The organism is Pseudocitrobacter vendiensis (genome assembly GCF_943590815.1).
Classification (GTDB): domain Bacteria; phylum Pseudomonadota; class Gammaproteobacteria; order Enterobacterales; family Enterobacteriaceae; genus Pseudocitrobacter; species Pseudocitrobacter vendiensis.
In genome coordinates, this window is the sequence record NZ_CALSBS010000002.1 from 175,241 (window position 1) to 194,313 (window position 19,073).

The 19,073-nt window shown below is 53.4% G+C and carries 20 protein-coding genes; 9 read left to right on the forward strand and 11 right to left on the reverse strand.

The genetic code is table 11. The features are described 5' to 3' along the window. Positions 1-84 precede the first annotated feature (84 nt). Positions 85-408, forward strand: a complete 324-nt coding sequence (locus NMC31_RS03185; RefSeq protein WP_253896938.1) for a YmdA family protein — start codon at positions 85-87, stop codon at positions 406-408. Between the two features lie 94 nt (positions 409-502). Beyond that, positions 503-1,045, forward strand: coding sequence for an O-acetyl-ADP-ribose deacetylase (ymdB, locus tag NMC31_RS03190; protein ID WP_253896939.1), 543 nt, complete (start codon positions 503-505; stop codon positions 1,043-1,045). Between the two features lie 45 nt (positions 1,046-1,090). On the opposite strand, the gene mdoC is transcribed toward ymdB, so the two are convergent. Beyond that, positions 1,091-2,242, reverse strand: coding sequence for a glucans biosynthesis protein MdoC (gene mdoC / locus NMC31_RS03195; RefSeq protein WP_253896940.1), 1,152 nt, complete (start codon positions 2,240-2,242; stop codon positions 1,091-1,093). Positions 2,243-2,494: 252 nt separating this feature from the next. Here mdoC and mdoG point away from each other — a divergent pair, with 252 nt between their 5' ends. The 3 genes from mdoG (at position 2,495) to NMC31_RS03210 (ending at position 6,862) form a co-directional block, all read left to right on the forward strand. Continuing rightward, on the forward strand, positions 2,495-4,048 hold the full coding sequence (gene mdoG, locus NMC31_RS03200; RefSeq protein ID WP_188016900.1) for a glucans biosynthesis protein MdoG: 1,554 nt from the start codon (positions 2,495-2,497) through the stop codon (positions 4,046-4,048). Beyond that, on the forward strand, positions 4,041-6,569 hold the full coding sequence (gene mdoH / locus NMC31_RS03205; RefSeq protein WP_253896941.1) for a glucans biosynthesis glucosyltransferase MdoH: 2,529 nt from the start codon (positions 4,041-4,043) through the stop codon (positions 6,567-6,569). Before mdoG ends, mdoH begins: the two co-directional genes overlap by 8 nt. Positions 6,570-6,634: 65 nt before the next feature. Further along, on the forward strand, positions 6,635-6,862 hold the full coding sequence (locus NMC31_RS03210) for a YceK/YidQ family lipoprotein (RefSeq protein WP_149464665.1): 228 nt from the start codon (positions 6,635-6,637) through the stop codon (positions 6,860-6,862). Here NMC31_RS03210 and NMC31_RS03215 read toward each other — a convergent pair whose 3' ends face one another. From NMC31_RS03215 to NMC31_RS03225, 3 genes are all read right to left on the reverse strand, one after another. Then, a complete protein-coding gene (locus NMC31_RS03215) occupies positions 6,863-7,237 on the reverse strand; it encodes a MysB family protein (protein WP_253896942.1) in 375 nt (124 codons plus the stop codon). 121 nt (positions 7,238-7,358) lie between these two features. After that, positions 7,359-8,585: a multidrug efflux MFS transporter MdtG gene (gene mdtG, locus NMC31_RS03220; RefSeq protein WP_253896943.1), complete on the reverse strand. Its 1,227-nt coding sequence runs from the start codon at positions 8,583-8,585 to the stop codon at positions 7,359-7,361. Between the two features lie 118 nt (positions 8,586-8,703). After that, complete coding sequence (locus NMC31_RS03225) at positions 8,704-9,624, reverse strand: Kdo(2)-lipid IV(A) acyltransferase (RefSeq protein ID WP_149464668.1); 921 nt, start codon at positions 9,622-9,624, stop codon at positions 8,704-8,706. 221 nt (positions 9,625-9,845) lie between these two features. On the opposite strand from NMC31_RS03225, the gene trhO reads away from it, so the two are divergent. Further along, entirely contained in the window at positions 9,846-10,895 is a 1,050-nt protein-coding gene (trhO, locus tag NMC31_RS03230) for an oxygen-dependent tRNA uridine(34) hydroxylase TrhO (protein WP_149464669.1), read from the forward strand. On the opposite strand, the gene NMC31_RS03235 is transcribed toward trhO, so the two are convergent. The 7 genes from NMC31_RS03235 to mdtH form a co-directional block, all read right to left on the reverse strand. Continuing rightward, positions 10,896-11,009, reverse strand: coding sequence for a DUF2770 family protein (locus tag NMC31_RS03235; RefSeq protein WP_015964890.1), 114 nt, complete (start codon positions 11,007-11,009; stop codon positions 10,896-10,898). It lies immediately after the preceding gene. 131 nt (positions 11,010-11,140) lie between these two features. Then, a complete protein-coding gene (gene solA / locus NMC31_RS03240; RefSeq protein WP_253896944.1) occupies positions 11,141-12,259 on the reverse strand; it encodes an N-methyl-L-tryptophan oxidase in 1,119 nt (372 codons plus the stop codon). Positions 12,260-12,528: 269 nt separating this feature from the next. Further along, entirely contained in the window at positions 12,529-12,783 is a 255-nt protein-coding gene (gene bssS, locus NMC31_RS03245) for a biofilm formation regulator BssS (protein WP_015964888.1), read from the reverse strand. Between the two features lie 399 nt (positions 12,784-13,182). After that, a complete protein-coding gene (gene dinI / locus NMC31_RS03250; RefSeq protein ID WP_253896945.1) occupies positions 13,183-13,425 on the reverse strand; it encodes a DNA damage-inducible protein I in 243 nt (80 codons plus the stop codon). Positions 13,426-13,496: 71 nt separating this feature from the next. Next, positions 13,497-14,543 (reverse strand): dihydroorotase, encoded by a 1,047-nt coding sequence (gene pyrC, locus NMC31_RS03255; protein WP_253896946.1) that lies wholly within the window; start codon positions 14,541-14,543, stop codon positions 13,497-13,499. A 146-nt stretch (positions 14,544-14,689) separates the two neighbouring features. Further along, complete coding sequence (locus NMC31_RS03260) at positions 14,690-15,250, reverse strand: lipoprotein (protein ID WP_149464674.1); 561 nt, start codon at positions 15,248-15,250, stop codon at positions 14,690-14,692. Between the two features lie 171 nt (positions 15,251-15,421). Next, positions 15,422-16,630, reverse strand: coding sequence for a multidrug efflux MFS transporter MdtH (gene mdtH / locus NMC31_RS03265; protein ID WP_253896947.1), 1,209 nt, complete (start codon positions 16,628-16,630; stop codon positions 15,422-15,424). Positions 16,631-16,860: 230 nt separating this feature from the next. On the opposite strand from mdtH, the gene rimJ reads away from it, so the two are divergent. From rimJ to NMC31_RS03280, 3 genes are read left to right on the forward strand one after another with little or no spacing between them, the layout of a single operon-like run. Further along, complete coding sequence (gene rimJ / locus NMC31_RS03270) at positions 16,861-17,445, forward strand: ribosomal protein S5-alanine N-acetyltransferase (protein WP_108475757.1); 585 nt, start codon at positions 16,861-16,863, stop codon at positions 17,443-17,445. A 9-nt stretch (positions 17,446-17,454) separates the two neighbouring features. Next, positions 17,455-18,102: a YceH family protein gene (locus tag NMC31_RS03275; RefSeq protein ID WP_253896948.1), complete on the forward strand. Its 648-nt coding sequence runs from the start codon at positions 17,455-17,457 to the stop codon at positions 18,100-18,102. A 2-nt stretch (positions 18,103-18,104) separates the two neighbouring features. Further along, a complete protein-coding gene (locus NMC31_RS03280; RefSeq protein ID WP_253896949.1) occupies positions 18,105-19,028 on the forward strand; it encodes a Gfo/Idh/MocA family protein in 924 nt (307 codons plus the stop codon). Positions 19,029-19,073: the final 45 nt, after the last annotated feature.

Here is a 19,073-nt window from a genome sequence, read left to right on the forward strand (position 1 = left end):
TCTTATGTGCTGCTAGCCTGAGAAGATGCACAGATGACAACCAGTAATCAACAATCAGGGATGAAGCTTTGTTAAGAGGCTTACATGAAAGCATTTTTCGGTAATGCGTTGTTGATACTCTGTTTTACTCCCGCCCTCTGTTTCGATGCGCTGGCGGAATCCGAGCGATTAGGCCAGGGAGGCGTTATTCACTTTCGCGGCCAGATCGTGGAAGGCGGATGCTCGGTGGTTCCCTCGACGCGCAATGTCAACGTTTCTTGCTACCGCGACGGCGCTCATCATCAAAATACGATTCCCGTCACGTCGCTTTCTCACGGAGAAACACAACACCTGAAGGAAGCCACGCTGGATCTGCAGTGGCTTAACAAACAGAAAACGCTTGCTGTGATTAGTGTGCAGTATCAATAATGGCAACCCCGCAGAGGGTTTCTATTATTTGTCAGTAAGCTCACCACCTCTATTGTCTAACGGATAACAGATTTGTGGTCGGCAGGAGGTCAGCATGACAGCACGTATTCAGGTGGTGCAGGGAGATATCACTCAACTTGATGTGGATGTTATCGTGAATGCGGCAAACCCATCGTTGATGGGCGGTGGCGGCGTTGATGGTGCCATTCATCGTGCCGCAGGTCCCGCGTTAGCAGAAGCCTGCGCGGTTGTGCGCCAGCAACAAGGGACATGCCCACCGGGTCATGCGGTGATTACCCATGCAGGTAATCTGAAGGCGAAAGCGGTCATCCACACGGTCGGGCCAGTATGGGAGGGTGGCAATGCGCACGAAGCCTCGCTGCTGGAGCAGGCCTATCGCAATAGCTTGCAACTGGCGCTGGATAACGGCTATCAAAGCGTTGCCTTTCCGGCAATCTCGACCGGCGTGTACGGCTACCCGAAACCCGCCGCCGCAGAAATCGCTTTTCATACGGTTGAGCGTTTTCTGACGTTTCACCGCACGCCGGAGAAAGTCTGGTTTGTCTGTTATGACGAAGAAAACGCCCGGCTGTATAAACGTTTATTAAGCCAGCAGGGCGACGACGTCGAGGCATAAAAAAACGCCTGATACCACAACGTATCAGGCGTTTTTGTTTGGGTGTTAGCCGCGTGAAGGCTGCACTTTTTCAACCTTCTGCTGTGGTTTACCTGAGAACAGGAAACGCAGTAGCGGAATACGCAGGTGGATCTCGTAGAGCACCAGTGCAACCCCAATCACAAAGACCAGTCCGGTGATAAAGCCCACGATATTAGAGCTAATATTCGGCGTGATCCACGCGCCATAAAACAGCGTCAGCGGATGGTGCACCAGATAGATAAACAGCGAGGCGTTAACGAAGTAGGTCACGCGTGCAGACTGAAAATTCAGCAGGCGGTGGCCCAGAGAAAACACCACATTAACCATCCACAGACCCAGCACCATAGTAATCACTGACTCGGTTTCATACATCCACGCATCGCCGGAACCATATTGTTGATTCAGACGATAGGCGAGGAAACCCGCGATGGCGGCAATGACACACGGCCAGGAGGTGGTGGTAAACAGCGCTTTTACGCGTGGGTGAATAAATGCCAGCGCCCCCAGCACGAAGAAGGGCACATAGAAAAGCGTTTGCATCACCACGAAATTAAAAAGACCATCGCTGAGAATTGGCGGGTAAACGATAAACAGCGTGCGTCGGATAGCGGCGTACAGTATGCCCAGCAGCAAGAACCCGAACGTCAGTTTGCCCATGGTGAGGTTATCTAAACATCCTGGCGTTTGGCGGCGCTTAATCACCTTAAATGCCCAGATGCCAAGTGTGGTCAACACCACAAGAACCAATAAAAACCACAGATGCGACACCAGTTCCCAGGCCAGCGTATTATATTTGTCATAGAGCGACAGCGTGTGCCAGCTTTCCGTCTTGCCTTTGACGTGTTGCAGCATCAGAAACTGCGGCAGCGTCAGCAGAGGGATCGCGGTCAACATGGGGATCCCGACGCGCTCTACACGCACTTTCCACCATTTCTTCAGCGGATAACGCAAAAACAGCATGTAGGAGAAATAGCCGGAGATGACAAAAAACACCTGCATGCGGAAGGCATGAATAAAATCATTAAATAGTGTGAGCCACCATGAAGGTTCAACGCTGTTAACATGCCAGGTGTGACTGGAGTAAATCAGAGAAATGTGGAAAGGGATACCCAGGAGCATCAGCCATGCGCGGATGGAATCGAGGAAATACTCGCGCTGTGCAGGTACATTATTCATAGAGTTAGCTAAATTCTCAGACTATTCGTCTTATCGCACGCGGCGATAACGTTTACATTCGACGCAACCCTACACGAAGTCCGGGTACCTGTCTCCAGGATAAGCACGCAAAGTGCAAAAAGCAGTTAACGGTTGCTTATTCCCTGAGCCGCTATGCTGAACAATATGGGGATTATGTTGTCGGATTGCTTGAGTTTCCAGTAAAATGGATCGGATCGATTTAAGCACACAAAGGGGGAAGTGCTTAGCTATATGAACAATAAACCACAGATGATGAAAATGCGCTGGATTGGCGCTGCCGTAATGTTGTCCCTGTGTACTTCATCTGCATGGGCGTTTAGCATTGATGACGTTGCAAAGCAGGCGAAATCACTGGCCGGGAAGAGCTATGAAGCGCCGAAAAGCAACCTGCCTTCCGTATTCCGCGAGATGAAATACGCGGACTACCAACAGATTCAGTTCAACCACGATAAGGCCTACTGGAGCAACGTTAAGACCCCATTTAAGCTCGAGTTCTACCACCAGGGTATGTACTTCGACACGCCGGTTACCATTAACGAAGTTACCGCTACGTCCGTACGCAAAATTAAATACAACCCGGACTACTTTAACTTTGGTGATGTACAGCACGATAAAGACACGGTAAAAGACCTGGGCTTTGCCGGTTTTAAAGTGCTTTATCCTATTAACAGCAAAGGCAAAAACGACGAAATCGTCAGCATGCTGGGTGCCAGCTACTTCCGTGTACTGGGCCAGGGGCAGGTGTATGGCTTATCCGCACGTGGTCTTGCTATCGACACCGCTTTACCGTCCGGTGAAGAGTTCCCGCGTTTCCGTGAATACTGGATCGAGCGTCCAAAAGCCACCGACAAGCGCCTGACCATCTACGCACTGCTGGATTCTCCTCGCGCTACAGGGGCTTACCGTTTTGTCATCATGCCAGGTCGTGACACGGTTGTAGATGTACAAACCAAAATCTACCTGCGTGACAAAGTCGGTAAACTGGGTGTTGCGCCGCTGACTAGTATGTTCCTGTTTGGGCCGAACCAGCCGTCGCAGGTCACTAACTATCGTCCGGAACTGCATGACTCAAACGGTCTGTCTATTCATGCGGGCAATGGTGAGTGGATCTGGCGTCCGCTGAATAACCCGAAACATCTGGCGGTCAGCAGCTACGCTACTGAGAACCCGCAGGGCTTTGGCTTGCTGCAACGTGGCCGTCAGTTCTCCCGTTTTGAAGATCTCGACGATCGTTATGACCTGCGCCCAAGCGCCTGGATCACCCCGAAAGGTGACTGGGGTAAAGGGACCGTTGAACTGGTTGAAATTCCGACCAACGATGAAACCAACGATAACATCGTCGCTTACTGGACGCCGGACCAGCTCCCGGAAGCCGGTAAAGAGATGAACTACAAATACAGCATCACCTTCAGCCGTGACGAAGACAAACTGCATGCGCCGGATAGTGCGTATGTTGTGCAGACCCGTCGCTCTACCGGTGATGTGAAACAGTCCAACCTGATTCGTCAACCGGATGGCACGATAGCCTTCGTGGTGGATTTCTCCGGCGCGGACATGAAAAAACTGCCGCAGGATACGCCTGTTACTTCACAAGCCAGCATTGGCGATAACGGTGAAATCGTTGAAAACAGCGTACGTTATAACCCGGTCACCAAAGGCTGGCGCTTGACGTTGCGCGTTAAAGTGAAAGATCCGAAGAAAACCACTGAAATGCGCGCGGCGCTGGTCAACGCTGACCAAACGCTGAGTGAAACCTGGAGCTATCAGCTGCCTGCCAATGAATAAGACAACGAAGTACATTGACGCGCTGTCGCTCACGGAGGCGGAAAAATCGGCGCTGCCCGATTCCAGCCTGCGTGCCGTGCACGAAGCGCTGGATACCGAGCATCAAACGTTTGAACGCGATGACGATACCCCGCTCGCATCCGTGAAAGCGCGTCTTGAGCAAAACTGGCCAGACTCTCTGGCCGGTGACCAGCTCATAAAAGATGACGAAGGTCGCACTCAGCTTCAGGCGATGCCGAAAGCGAAGCGATCTTCCATGTTCCCGGACCCCTGGCGCACCAATCCGATTGGTCGCTTCTGGGATCGCCTGCGTGGTCGTGATGTTACCCCGCGCTATGTCTCTCGTCTGACGAAAGAAGAGCAGGAGCACGAGCAAAAATGGCGTACGACTGGTTCGATCCGCCGTTACATTCTGCTGATCCTGACGCTGGCGCAGACGGTCGTAGCGACCTGGTACATGAAAACCATTCTGCCGTATCAGGGATGGGCATTTATTAACCCTGCCGATATGGTCGGCCAGGACCTGTGGGTCTCTTTCATGCAGCTGCTGCCGTATCTGCTGCAAAGTGGCATCCTGGTGCTGTTTGCTGTGTTGTTCTGTTGGGTCTCAGCCGGTTTCTGGACTGCCCTGATGGGCTTCCTGCAACTGCTGATTGGCCGGGATAAATACAGTATTTCCGCGTCCACGGTGGGCGATGAGGCGCTGAACCCGGAGCATCGCACTGCGCTTATCATGCCTATCTGTAACGAGGACGTCGATCGCGTCTTCGCGGGCCTGCGTGCAACCTGGGAATCGGTGAAAGCGACCGGTCAGCAGAAACACTTCGATGTGTACATTCTGAGCGACAGCTACAACCCGGATATCTGTGTTGCAGAACAGAAAGCGTGGATGGAGCTGATTGCCGAAGTGCAGGGCGAAGGGCAGATCTTTTACCGTCGCCGTCGTCGTCGCGTGAAGCGTAAAAGCGGTAACATCGATGACTTCTGCCGCCGCTGGGGTAGCGAATATAGCTACATGGTGGTGCTGGATGCCGACTCCGTGATGTCCGGCGATTGCCTGACCAACCTCGTGCGTCTGATGGAAGCGAACCCGAACGCCGGGATCATCCAGTCTTCACCGCGCGCGTCCGGTATGGATACGCTGTATGCCCGTTGTCAGCAATTCGCCACGCGCGTCTATGGCCCACTGTTCACCGCCGGCCTTCACTTCTGGCAGTTGGGTGAATCCCACTACTGGGGGCATAACGCCATCATCCGTGTGAAACCGTTTATCGAGCACTGCGCGTTAGCGCCGCTGCCGGGCGACGGTAACTTCGCCGGGTCGATTCTGTCGCACGACTTCGTAGAAGCTGCGTTAATGCGTCGTGCAGGGTGGGGCGTGTGGATTGCCTATGACCTGCCGGGCTCCTATGAAGAACTGCCACCGAACCTGCTCGATGAGCTTAAGCGTGACCGTCGCTGGTGTCAGGGTAACCTGATGAACTTCCGCCTGTTCCTGGTAAAAGGGATGCACCCGGTTCACCGTGCGGTGTTCCTGACCGGCGTAATGTCTTACCTTTCTGCGCCGCTGTGGTTCCTGTTCCTGGCGTTGTCAACGGCGCTTCAGGTGGTGCATGCGCTCACCGAGCCGCAATACTTCCTGCAACCCCGTCAGCTGTTCCCGGTGTGGCCGCAGTGGCGTCCTGAACTGGCGATCGCGCTGTTTGCTTCAACCATGGTGCTGCTGTTCCTGCCGAAACTGCTCAGTATTATTCTGGTGTGGTGTAAGGGGCCGAAAGAGTACGGCGGCTTTATCCGCGTAACGATTTCTCTGCTGCTGGAAGTGCTGTTCTCCGTGCTGCTGGCGCCGGTGCGTATGCTGTTCCACACCGTATTCGTGGTCAGCGCGTTCCTTGGCTGGGAAGTGGTCTGGAATTCGCCGCAACGTGATGATGACTCTACGCCGTGGGGCGAAGCGTTTATGCGTCACGGCTCTCAGTTGCTGCTGGGGCTGGTGTGGGCTGTTGGAATGGCATGGCTGGATCTGCGTTTCTTGTTCTGGCTGGCGCCGATTGTCTTCTCGCTGATTCTTTCGCCGTTCGTCTCGGTTATTTCGAGCCGTTCAACGATCGGTCTGCGCACCAAGCGCTGGAAACTGTTCCTGATCCCGGAAGAGTACAACACGCCGAAAGTGCTGGCGGATACGGATGCTTACCTGCAACTGAACCGCAACCGCACACTGGATGATGGCTTTATGCACGCGGTGTTTAACCCATCATACAACGCGCTGGCGACGGCTATGGCAACCGCACGTCACCGTGCCAGCCATGTGCTGGAAATTGCGCGCGACCGCCACGTTGAGCAGGCGTTGAACGAAACGCCGGACAAACTCAACCGCGACCGTCGATTAGTTCTGCTGAGCGACCCGGTGACCATGGCGCGTATGCACTATCGCGTATGGGCTGCGCCTGAGAAATACACATCCTGGGTGGATGAGTATTCGAAACTGGCGATCAACCCGCTGGCGATGAAAGCCAAATAAGCCGTAATAAAAGGAAAATACCGGCGTTAAAGCCGGTATTTTTTTGTCTGACGTTGAGGTGTTGCATGAAAATTGTACTGGTCATCGCCATGACGCTGCTATTGAGCGGATGCGGCAGCATAATCAGCCGCACCATTCCAGGCCAGGGGCACGGAAATCAATACTATCCCGGCGTACAGTGGGACCTAAGGGATTCCGCTTGGCGTTGGCTGACGATTATAGACCTGCCATTTTCGCTGATCTTCGATACGCTCCTGCTGCCTATCGACGCCAGCCACGGCCCTTACGAATAATCAACGCTCATCCCATTCATCTGCCGCCGCCTGGCCCTCTTCGGTATCCAGCGGGGGTTCAAGCTGAAATTCCCCCTCATCCCACTCATGCAGCGTATTTTCTTCCAGCCACTCCTGGCGTAACTCAATTTCGTCATAATCGCCATCAAAGACGCTCTGGGCCGCTTCCCCACTCAGGACTGGCAGGCATTCACCTTCTTCGCTGTCGTCGGCAAAGAATTCAGCCTGCCACATGATGTCGCCGTCCTGCAAAACATACTTCTGGATATTCAACTGCTGAACATCCGCATCGCTCTCTTCAACAGAGGGGTTATCGGCGAGGAATTCTTCTCGCGCCGCGTCAATAGCTTCTTCAAGCGTGGCATACATAGTCATCTTATTCTCCCTGCGATTTGACGTGGTCTCAGGCGTTGCCCGATGAGACGGGCAACATTCCGGGTATATTCAGGGAAAGAATAGCTTAAGATTGGAACGGGCAAGAAAAAATGGCTGAAATTCACCCGACAGTCTTAGCTGGAGCGCGACGGCGCAGGCTAAAGCCGGTATAAATCGCATTGCACAGCACCACCGCAGCGGTAATGCAGAACACCGCGCGAAAACCGTAGGTCGCCGACACCGCCGAGCCAATCAACGGACCGGTTACGTTGCCAATATCGCGGAACGACTGGTTATAGCTAAACACTCGCCCGGCAATCTGGTTGCTGGCGTTATACACCAGTAGCGTTTGCACTGCGGGCAGTAAAGCGCCATCGGCGGCGCCGAGCAGAAAACGCAGAATGCCAAGCTGCAACGGATTTTGTACAAACGACATGGGGATCAACAGCAGCACCGAGAGAATCAGTGCGGTGATAAGTATTTTTTCCGGGCCAATTCTGTCGCCCAGTTTGCCCAGCCTGGGCGCGCTAAGCAGCGCGGCGACGCCAGGTACGGAGGCAATCATCCCGCTGATAAATGCAATGTTGCTGACGTTGCCGGCGAGATCGCGCACGTAAAGCGTCAGGATCGGCGCAATAGAGCCGGTGGCAACCTGAATAATCAGGGTGGTGACAAACAGGCTGAGCACCAGTTTGGGATTCTTCAGCGAGCTGATTACCTCGCGGGCGTGCAGCATCTCTTTTTTATTTACCGGAGTGAACTGTTCGCGTATCAGCAGCAAGGTCAATACAAAGCACAGGAAGAGCACCGAGGCGGTAATGATGAAGACGGGCCGTAAACCATAGCTATCGGCCAGTAAACCGCCCGCAAGCGGCCCGAGGAGCGCGCCGCTGACGCCACCTGTGGAGAGAGTCCCCAACGCCCAGCCGCTTTTATTTCGCGGCACCTGGGTGGCAATCAGCGCATTGGCATTCGGCACAAAACCGCCCAGCACGCCAAGTAGCGCGCGCAGCACTAAAAACTGCCAGATATTCTGTGCCAGACCCATTAGCAGCATGACGATAGCCATTCCCAGCGCCGAGCGAAGCAGCATGATTTTACGGCCTTTTCGATCGGCCAGACCGCCCCAGAATGGCGAAGCAATAGCGGAAAACAGGAACGTAATACTGAAGACAATGCCTGACCACAGATTAAGTTCACTGTGACCGGTGACGCCAAGTTGCTCGACGTAGAGGGGGAGAAAGGGCATCACCAGACTGAATGCCGCGCCGGTCAGGAAGCAGCCAAGCCAGGCGATGGTAAGATTACGTTTCCAGTTTATGGGAGCATCAACATCAGAAGCAGGCATAAAATTCCAAAAGTGAGCAGGGGGGAACAGAGAATTCAATAAGCCTGCTAATTATGCGCTTGTGTGATTGTAACTGCAATGCCAGGCATCAGCGCAGCCGTGAAGGCTGCGCTAACGTTCAGTAGCGGGAAGGCATCCCTTTCGGGCGCGTCTTGAAGCGACGGTGTAGCCACATATACTGCTCCGGGGCCATCATAATGCATTTTTCGACAATCTTGTTCATCCAGGCGGCGGTTGTTTCGGCATCATCCAGCGGCGGGGAGAGTTCCGGCTCAAGGATAATCAATTCGTAGCCTTTCCCGTCAGGTTTGCGGCGCGGCACAAAGGGCACAATACTGGCTTTCGACATTCTTGCCAGCATCCATGTGCCTGATGTTGTGGCCGCTTGCTCGACGGCAAACAGCGGCGCAAATACGCTGGCGCGTGGGCCGTAGTCGTGGTCAGGTGCATACCAGACGATTTCGCCGTTTTTCAGCGCGCGGATCATGCCTTTTAAATCTTTCCGGTCAATCATCGATTTATTGGAACGCATCCGTCCCCAGGTTTGCAGTAAATCGATAACCGGATTGTCGTTGGGGCGATAGACGCCAATGCCTGGGTTAAAGAAACCAAACATTCGTGCCCCCATTTCCAGTGTCAGAAAATGAATACCGATCAGCAAAATGCCACGTTTTTGTTCCTGCATGGCGGAGATATGCTCCAGACCGCTGGCGTCCGTCCAGCGATCGATACGACGATCGGGCCAGAACCACGCCATCCCGGTTTCCATCAGGCCCATACCAACCGATTCGAAATTCTTCACAACGTGCTGATGACGCTCAGCTTCACTCATTTGTGGGAAGCATAGCTCGAGATTGCGATAGGCGATTTTTGAACGACGCTTCATAAAACGCATCGCCACACGACCTATGGCATTACCGAGGCGATAAATGATCGGGTAGGGCAATTGTACGATGAGCCATAGCAGGCCAATTCCCAGCCAGGTTAGCCAGTAACGTGGATGCAGCAACGCCGCGGTAAATTTGGGTAACTGGGTCATGTCTTTCCTGTTTTATCGAGCCACTTCCGCTATTGTCGCACTATTTTTCCGTCAGCCAAACCTAACCAGAGTACGAGTGTCGATAATTCGTGCAAATGTTTCATTCGATGTTTTGATGGAGAGACAAATGTAGCGCAAAATGTGTGGATGTAAATTATCGATGATTGCTATATCATCCGTCCGATTTATAAATTCATTCCCTTTTGCAGGATTAGAGCACCATGCCAGTGTTACATAACCGCATATCGAATGAGACTCTGAAGGCGCAGATGCTCGCTGAAACCGAGCCACGCACGACAATCTCATTCTATAAGTATTTCACCATCGTTAACCCGAAAGCGACCCGTGATGCACTTTACCTCGCACTTTCCGAACTGAACGTGTTTGGTCGCATTTATCTCGCCCATGAAGGGATCAACGCGCAGATTAGCGTTCCCGCAAGTAATGTCGATGCGCTGCGCGAGTTGTTGTACCGTTTTGACCCTGCGCTGGACGGGCTGCGCTTTAACATCGCGCTGGATGACGACGGCAAATCATTCTGGGTGCTACGCATGAAAGTGCGTGACCGCATTGTGGCGGACGGCATTGACGATCCCTCGTTTGATGCGAACGATGTCGGCGCTTATTTAAAAGCGGCGGAGGTCAACGCCATGCTGGATGACCCGGATGCGGTGTTCATCGATATGCGCAACCACTATGAGTATGAAGTCGGCCATTTCGAACGCGCGATGGAGATCCCGGCAGATACGTTCCGCGATCAGTTACCGAAAGCCGTCGAGATGATGCAGGAACATAAAGACAAGAAGATTGTGATGTACTGCACCGGGGGGATTCGCTGTGAAAAAGCGAGCGCCTGGATGAAACATAACGGCTTTAAGCAGGTGTGGCACATTGAGGGCGGTATTATTGAATATGCCCGCCGCGCACGTGAGCAGGGGTTACCGGTGCGCTTTATCGGCAAGAACTTTGTGTTTGACGAGCGGATGGGAGAGCGTATTTCTGACGAGGTGATTGCCCACTGCCACCAGTGCGGTACGGCCTGTGACAGTCACACCAATTGCCTGAACGACGGCTGCCATCTGCTCTTCATTCAGTGCCCGACCTGCGCGGAAAAATATGACGGATGCTGTAGCGAAGCCTGCCAGGAAGAGCACAAACTGCCGGAAGAGGAGCAGCGTAAACGCCGCGCCGGACGTGAAAATGGCAACAAGATTTTTAATAAATCACGTGGTCGGCTGAATACTAAACTGGGTATTCCTGACCCAGAGTGATCAGGCGAAGAAAATCCAGATAAGATCGATCAGGGCCAGCAGCAGACAGAGCGCGACGTAAATCATAAAGTGTTCGCGCAGGTTGTTGACCAGGTAGTGATATAGACGCTGCATCATTATTCTCTTTAAAGGCACATCATCGCATGTGCCTGCGTTTTTGTCAGGTGGCGCCGCGCGTACCTGACCTACAGTTGCTTTCGAGTGAAGGCCTGATAAGCGTAACGCCATCAGGCAAACCGCACTCATTAATCGTCAAAACGGGAAAGCGAGAAGGGCGCCAGGTTAAATGTCTCTGGCTGTGACTGCGCGAACCGCGTGGCGATTTCACCTAATACCGTCGCAAACTTGAACCCATGACCACTCAATCCGCCAATCAGTAACGTATTTGGCTGACCGGGCAGTGTATCAATAATAAAATCTTCATCCGCTGTGTTGTCATAGGTACAAGCCGCGCCGTGTAAACAGCCGCCAATACCGGGCAGAATATTGCGCAGGAAGCTAAAAGCCTCAGAGCCATCGGTCGCGACGCTACCGAACGGTTTGCGTCCTTGCGGCGTATTGATTAGCTGGCCGCCATTATGCTTGCCGATTTTAAGTTCATTCTCAACCGCCGGGAAACCGTAGAATTGATCGCCATTCGGCAATTCCCCCGTAAACGCCGGGAAGTTATTTTTGCGGCTGTAACGGCCATCGGCCTGGAACCAGGCAAACACTTTACGCACCGGCTGTATTGGCAATTGCGGGTAGAGCTGTTTAGCCCAGGTACCGGCGCTGAGCAGCAGTTTTTTCCCTTCAAAGCGGCCTTCTGACGTTTCTATCGCGACTCCGTTAGCGTGATGTTCAATGGCGGTGACCGGGCAATTGAAGAGCTGCGCGCAACCCGCTTCCTTTGCGAGCGCAATCAATGTTTTGACCGCAAGCTCACTTTTCAGCACGCCGGACGCTGGCTCAAAGATGGCCTGGTAGTCATCGGGCACCTGAATTTCCGGCCAGCGTGCCATCACACCTGCGGCATCCAGGCGTTCTACATCAAGGCCGAATTTTTCCGCGCTCTGCACTACGGTGGCAAGAAAGTTGGAATCCGCTGGCCCAAGATTGACCACGCCGCTACGTTCAAACAAATCTTCACCGCTGGCGGCGGCCAGTTCATCCCACAGTTGCTGCGCGCGCAGCACCAGCGGGACATATTTTTCGCCTTCACCATACGCGTGGCGAATCAGTCGTGTATCGCCGTGGTGGCTGCCTTCGGTATGCGGCGGCATGTGGGCGTCGGTCATCAGGACATTAAGGCCCGCTTTACGGGCGTAGTATCCGGCAGCCGCCCCAACGGAGCCACTGCCGACAATGATCAGGTCATATTGCATAGCGCTTCCTGGAATTGTTTTTTGTTAAGCCGCATCAGCATGCAGGATGATGTTTATACACAAAATCATTCAAGCTGTATCAAGGCGGCAAGTGAGCGAGTCCCGATGAACTTACTCACGTAAGTGATTCGGGTGAGTGATCGCAGCCAACGCAGAGACAGCTTGAATGATGACGTGTATAGCAGGGTAATTAACAAGCCAGCCTGATACAAGCCTGAAAATAAAGAAGGCACCCGAAGGTGCCTGTTTGATAATTATTCGTATCAGCACTAATGCCTGCGATACTCATTCGCCTGGTAATCGCCGGATTCAATTTTGGCGATGCCCGCCTCTAATATAGAAATAAATTGACGAGCGACATCGGTGGTCAACCAAAGCGTTTGACCTATTTCAGCTTCTTTCTTGCTCGATTCATTGGGGTCTTGGTAGTGCAGGCGCAGCATCAGCGCATCGTAGCTATCAACGGTGCTGATGTCCCATCCAACGAGGGGATGGGTCTGGATGACTTCATTATTCTTTTCCATCATAACCCCTTATATCTTTGTTAAAAGGCAACAACTCTCGAGGTTCAATGCAGGTTTTTTTCGAAGCTTTTTCAGTATACCAACAACTTACTTAATATTCGAGATTTTAAATAAAATGCAACACAAATTCCTAAATAGCGCGTTTTGTTGCGCAATAAATCACCATTATGGCTGAGATTTTATTAATGGAATCAGAATAGGGCCAAAAAGAAGTGGCCGGCGAGAAATAAAAAAGCCGGGGCGACCCGGCAAAGAACACAATGAGGGAGCAAATTAGTCGGTTATACCCGTCATACTTCAAGTTGCAGATGCGTTGGCTGCGTTCGTTCACCCCAGTCACTTACTTGAGTAAGCTCCTGGGGATTCTCTCACTTGCCGCCTTCCTGCAACTCGAATTATTTAGGGTATGAACCAGTCATCCGCGCTTTCCCAGGTCTTCTGGAGAATTTCGCTGATCCGGTCTTTATCTTCTTTAATGCCACCGATAACCGAAAGGTTATTTGCCGATGCGTAGCGTACCGAAACGGTGCCGCCGCTATCTGGAAACTGATCGTTAATTCGTCGGGAGAGTTCACCCGCCAGTGCGTCAAGCGCCCCAGCGGGGAGGGTTGTGGATTTAGCAATAGTCACTTCAATGCGCATGGTTGCCCCCTGTATGTGTACTGTATATTTATACAGTTAAAGCGAAAAACTTACAACAGGGAGCGTGCGATTTATTTTTTGACCGTCCAGCGTACGGTTTCACCGGCGAGGAAGGGGATCAGAGTATCGTCAGAAAGGGCAATACTCTCAACCACCTGGCTCTCTTCTCGTACCAGCTCAACGGTAGATTCATTCACCGGCAGGCCATAGAAGCGCGGGCCATTCAGCGAGGTGAAGGCTTCGAAGTGCTGTAATGCGTTCATCTCTTCAAAGACGGTGGCATAGCTGCCAAGCGCAGTGGGCGCATTAAAGCAGCCCGCGCAGCCGCAGCTGGCTTCTTTGCGATGACGCGCATGCGGCGCGGAGTCAGTCCCGAGGAATGCGCGCCCGAAGCCGCTGGCGACCAGTTCGCGCAGCGCCTGCTGGTGGATATTACGTTTGAGTATCGGCAGGCAGTAAAGATGCGGGCGAACGCCGCCTACCAGCATGTGGTTGCGGTTGAACATCAGATGCTGCGGGGTGATTGTCGCAGCCAGCAGTTCATTACCCTCGCGGACATAATCGGCGGCATCTTTAGTGGTGATGTGTTCAAACACCACTTTCAGCCCCGGCAGTCGCTGGCGCAATGGCTCCATAACCGTTTCGATAAAGCGTGCTTCGCGGTCGAAAATATCGATGTCGGCATGAGTGACTTCACCATGAACCAGCAGCGGCATTCCGAGTTTTTCCATTCTTTCCAGCACCGGCATTATTGCATCGATACTGGTGACGCCGTGGCTGGAGTTGGTTGTCGCATTTGCCGGATACAGTTTGGCTGCCGTAAATACGCCTTCCTGAAAACCGCGTTCCACTTCATTTGGATCGAGGGAGTCGGTGAGATAACAGGTCATCAGCGGAGTGAAATCGTGGCCTGCCGGAACGGCATCCAGAATGCGCTGGCGGTAGTTGATTGCCGCTTCCACGGTGGTGATAGGCGGTACCAGATTTGGCATGATGATCGCACGACCATAGAGCTCACTGGTATAAGGCACGACGGTTTTCAGCATCTCGCCATCACGCAGATGGATATGCCAGTCGTCTGGGCGGCGAATTTTCAAAACTTGCGGTAATGCGGTCATGGGTGTGCTCCGGCCTGGTGGGAAATCAGTCATTAGGGCTGTTTTTTGCCGGGCACTAAGGATAAACGTAAACGTTTTCCTTTGCACTCCTTTCTGTAAAAAAAGACGCCCGGCGAAAATATCCGCCGGGCGTCTTTTTTACGATGTTAATCCGTAAACGGGATAATAATTTGTCCTGGTTTTACCTCAATGCCCTTCGCATATTTTTTGGCCAGTGCTTCGCCTTTGCTGGCATCTTCTTTCAGCACGTAAGCCGGTTGCTGATTAAAGTAATTACGCAGCGACTGGTTCAGATAAGGCACCAGCGTTTGCACCACCGATTGCATTTTTTCCGGCGTCACTTTGGCATCGACCACTTCCATCTCTTGCAGGAATATCGCACCTTTCTCTTTGTTGAAGACCGGTAACGCTTTCAGTTTCAGGTCGATGGTCGCTTTCTGGCTGCCAAACAGCGAGTTTAAATCGAGTTTAGCGTCACCGGTGAGGGTGACTTTATTCGGCTCTTCACGGCCTATGGCGCTGGTGAGATTATTCAGCACGATGTGCGCGTCGGCCACGCCGGGCAGGCCTATATCTTTCGAGAAATTATTGTGCTTTTGCAGCGCCTGATTAATTTCCTGTTCACTCACTGTGTATTGCGTCAGTTGATTACAACCCGCCACCAGGCCGCCAACGATCAGTGCGGCAATGACAAAAAATTTCTTCATGAAGTTCCTCAATATGATGCTGTGCTGTAATCCTGTCCGCAGGCAGCTTGCGCTTTCAGTCGTGATTATGACAGCGGAAAATACTGAAAGTGCCATATCTTCTTTCTTAGGATGAGATTTTACTGATGGTCTGCGTAATTTGCAGACCATCAATGATGCAGAATAAAAGGGTTAATGGCGGGGTTCAAGCATGCCGGAGGCGGCGCGTTTAGGGCTGAACTGCCACCATAATGCAACAAACGTGATGATGCCGATAAGCCCCAGCATCGCCCACGGCAGTTCCGGCTGGTTCAGCGCTTTCCCGCTGTCGAATAGCCAGCCGCCACCGGTGTAGCCGAGGGCGCCGCCAAAGGCCAGGCCCAGACGGCTAAAGCCCATATAGCTGCCGCGCGCGCGGGCATTTGCCAGATGTGCGCTCAGGGTTTCACGCGCTGGCTCCGCGATAATCGAACCGATATAGAATGTACAAATTAACGTGAACAACTGCTGTAGCGAGGTGGCCAGGCCAATCGGCAGCATGGAGACCGTCATGAGAAGCAAGCCCGCCATCAGACGCTGCTCAAGGCGAAAACGTTTTTCGCTCCAGCGCGCGATAGGGTAGAGCAGGGTAAGCGACAGCGCGGCTTCAATGGCGTACATCCATTTCACGGCAGAAGGCGAGCCCGCAATATCATTCACCATGATTGGCAGCATCAGCATCACCTGCACCGCCAGCATGTAGTAACCCGTGAGGGTTAACACGTAGGTGACAAAACGTTTATCACGCAGCACCTGCGCAAGCCCTTCACGTACTGGCGTTCTCACAGTAGAGAGTTTCCATGCCGGAAGGTAGCAGGCGTTGAAAATGGCGCACAGAATGAACAGCACCGCACCCGCGCTACATACCAGTCGGAAGTCATATTGCAGCAGCCAACTGCCCATCAGCGCACCGATGACCGCGCCGGCGCTGTCCTGCATCATCAATAGTGAGAAAAAGCGGCCTCGATGCGCCGGACGCACCAGCTTCACCACCAGTGCGGAACGCGGGGGATCGAACAGCGTGCCGCCAAGCCCAGAAAGCAAACAGGAGAGCCACAGCACCCAAGGCTCGTGCGCGACTGCCATGATGGCAAAACCGCCCGCGCGCATCAGCATGCCGGTTACAATCATCGGTTTGGCGCCGAAACGGTCAGCTATCGCCCCGCCAAAAATACCCAAACCTTGCTGAATTAACTGACGCAGACCGAGCGCAATCCCGACCATTAATGCCGCCCAGCCCATCTGGTCGACAAAACGAATGGAGATCAGCGGAAAGACGACAAAAAAGCCCAGCACAACCAGCATGTTATCGACTAAAAGGAAGTATTTACCCAGGCTCCTTGCCTGCGATACGCGGGACATTTCCCCTCCAGGGGAATAAAAGAGATGAACCTCTCCATTCTGCCGGGTCGCTTCACCTTTTCCCATATTGCCAGCGACAATATTTTTTTATCAAAATGGTGCTTTGATTGAGCTTGTTTATCGAAATCGCGATCGGGGTATGAAAAAAGGTATGTTGCTGTTTTCACAGACCCCCTGTGGACAGGTATAGTGAGTTAACCCGGGTTATTATTCAGGTACAGGAGTAAGAGATGTTTGGCTATCGCAGTAACGTACCGAAAGTGCGTTTGACAACCGATCGTCTGGTTGTGCGTCTGGTCCATGACCGTGATGCATGGCGTCTTGCCGATTATTACGCAGAAAACAGGCAGTTTTTGAAACCCTGGGAGCCCATCCGTGACGATAGCCACTGTTATCCTTCCGGCTGGCAGGCTCGCTTGTCGATGATTAATGAGTTCCATAAGCAGGGAAGCGCGTACTATTTTGCGCTGCTCGACCCGGAGGAGAAAGAAATCATTGGCGTCGCCAATTTCTCTAACGTGGTGCGCGGATCGTTCCACGCCTGCTACCTTGGTTATTCGATTGGGCAAAAGTGGCAAGGGCAGGGGCTGATGTTTGAAGCCCTGACCAGCGCTATTCGTTATATGCAACGCACCCAACATATTCACCGCATTATGGCGAACTATATGCCACACAATCAGCGCAGCGGCGACTTACTGGCGCGGCTGGGGTTTGAAAAAGAGGGTTATGCCAAAAACTATTTGCTGATTGACGGCGAATGGCGTGACCACGTCTTAACCGCACTCACTACACAAGAATGGACAGCCGGTCGCTAAGGAGAAGAGATGAAATATGAATTAACCCCGCTGGAAGCGCGCGTGATTGGCTGCCTGCTGGAAAAGCAGGTCACGACACCCGAGCAGTATCCGCTGTCGATTAACGGCGTGGTGACGGCCTGTAACCAGAAAACCAACCGTGAACCGGTGATGACGCTCAGCGAGCCTGACGTGCAGGATCTGCTGGATACGCTTGTTAAACGTCACTACCTGCGTACGGTCAGCGGCTTTGGCAATCGCGTGACCAAATATGAACAACGTTTCTGCAATTCTGAGTTCGGCGATTTGAAGCTTTCCAGCGCCGAAGTGGCACTCATCACCACGCTGCTCCTGCGCGGTGCGCAAACGCCGGGTGAGTTACGGGGCCGTGCGCAGCGCATGCATGAATTCAGCGATATGGCGGAAGTGGAAGCCACGCTTGAACGCCTGGCTACGCGCGATGATGGCCCGTTTGTGATGCGTTTGCCGCGCGAGCCAGGCAAGCGCGAGAGCCGCTATATGCACCTTTTCAGCGGTGAAATGGAGGTGCTGGCCCAGGTCGCCGATGATGTCGCCCCGGCGGATGACGATCTCCGCGCGCGCGTTGATGCACTGGAAGGCGAAGTGGCGGAGTTGAAACAGCGCCTGGATTCCCTGCTGGCGCACCTCGGAGAATAACGATGGCAAAATTACGCGTAGGCGTGGTTGGGCTGGGTGGGATCGCGCAGAAGGCGTGGCTTCCGGTCCTCAGCGCCGCCACCGACTGGACGTTGCAGGCGGCCTGGTCGCCGGGTAAAGAGAAGGCGCTGAAAGTGTGCGAAACCTACCGCATGCCGTATGCGGACTCGTTAGCCTCACTGGCGGCGCAGTGCGATGCTGTGTTTGTCCACAGCGCAACGGCGTCGCACTATTCGGTGGTCAGCGAACTGCTGAATGCGGGCGTGCACGTCTGCGTCGACAAACCGCTGGCGGAAAAACTGAGCGATGCCGAGCGTCTGGTCGAACTGGCCGCACGCAAGAAATTAACACTGATGGTGGGGTTTAATCGCCGTTTCGCGCCGCTGTATCGTGAGCTGAAAGGCAATCTCGCCAATGCGGCGTCGCTGCGAATGGATAAACATCGCACTGACAGCGTCGGCCCGCACGATCTGCACTTCACCCTGCTGGATGATTATCTGCATGTGGTCGACACCGCGCTGTGGCTGGCGGGCGGTCATGCGCCCTTAAGCAACGGCACGCTGCAAACCACAGACGATGGCGAGATGCTCTACGCTGAGCACCACTTCAGCCATCCTACGCTTAGCGTGACAACCAGCATGCATCGCCGCGCCGGTAGCCAGCGCGAGTGGGTGCAGGCGGTGACGGACGGTGCGTTGTATGACATTACCGATATGCGTGAATGGCGAGAAGAGCGGGGCGCAGGCGTGCTGACCCGCCCCATACCTGGCTGGCAGACCACGCTTGAGCAGCGTGGATTCGTCGGCTGTGCGCGCCACTTTATTGAATGCGTGCAAAATCAGACGGTTCCGGAAACCGCCGGCGACCAGGCGCTGATGGCGCAACGTATCGTAGAAGCGCTGTGGCGCGAGGCCGTTGATGAATAACCTGCTGTAACATCTGGCAGTAGCAATTCATCCCGAACCCGGTAG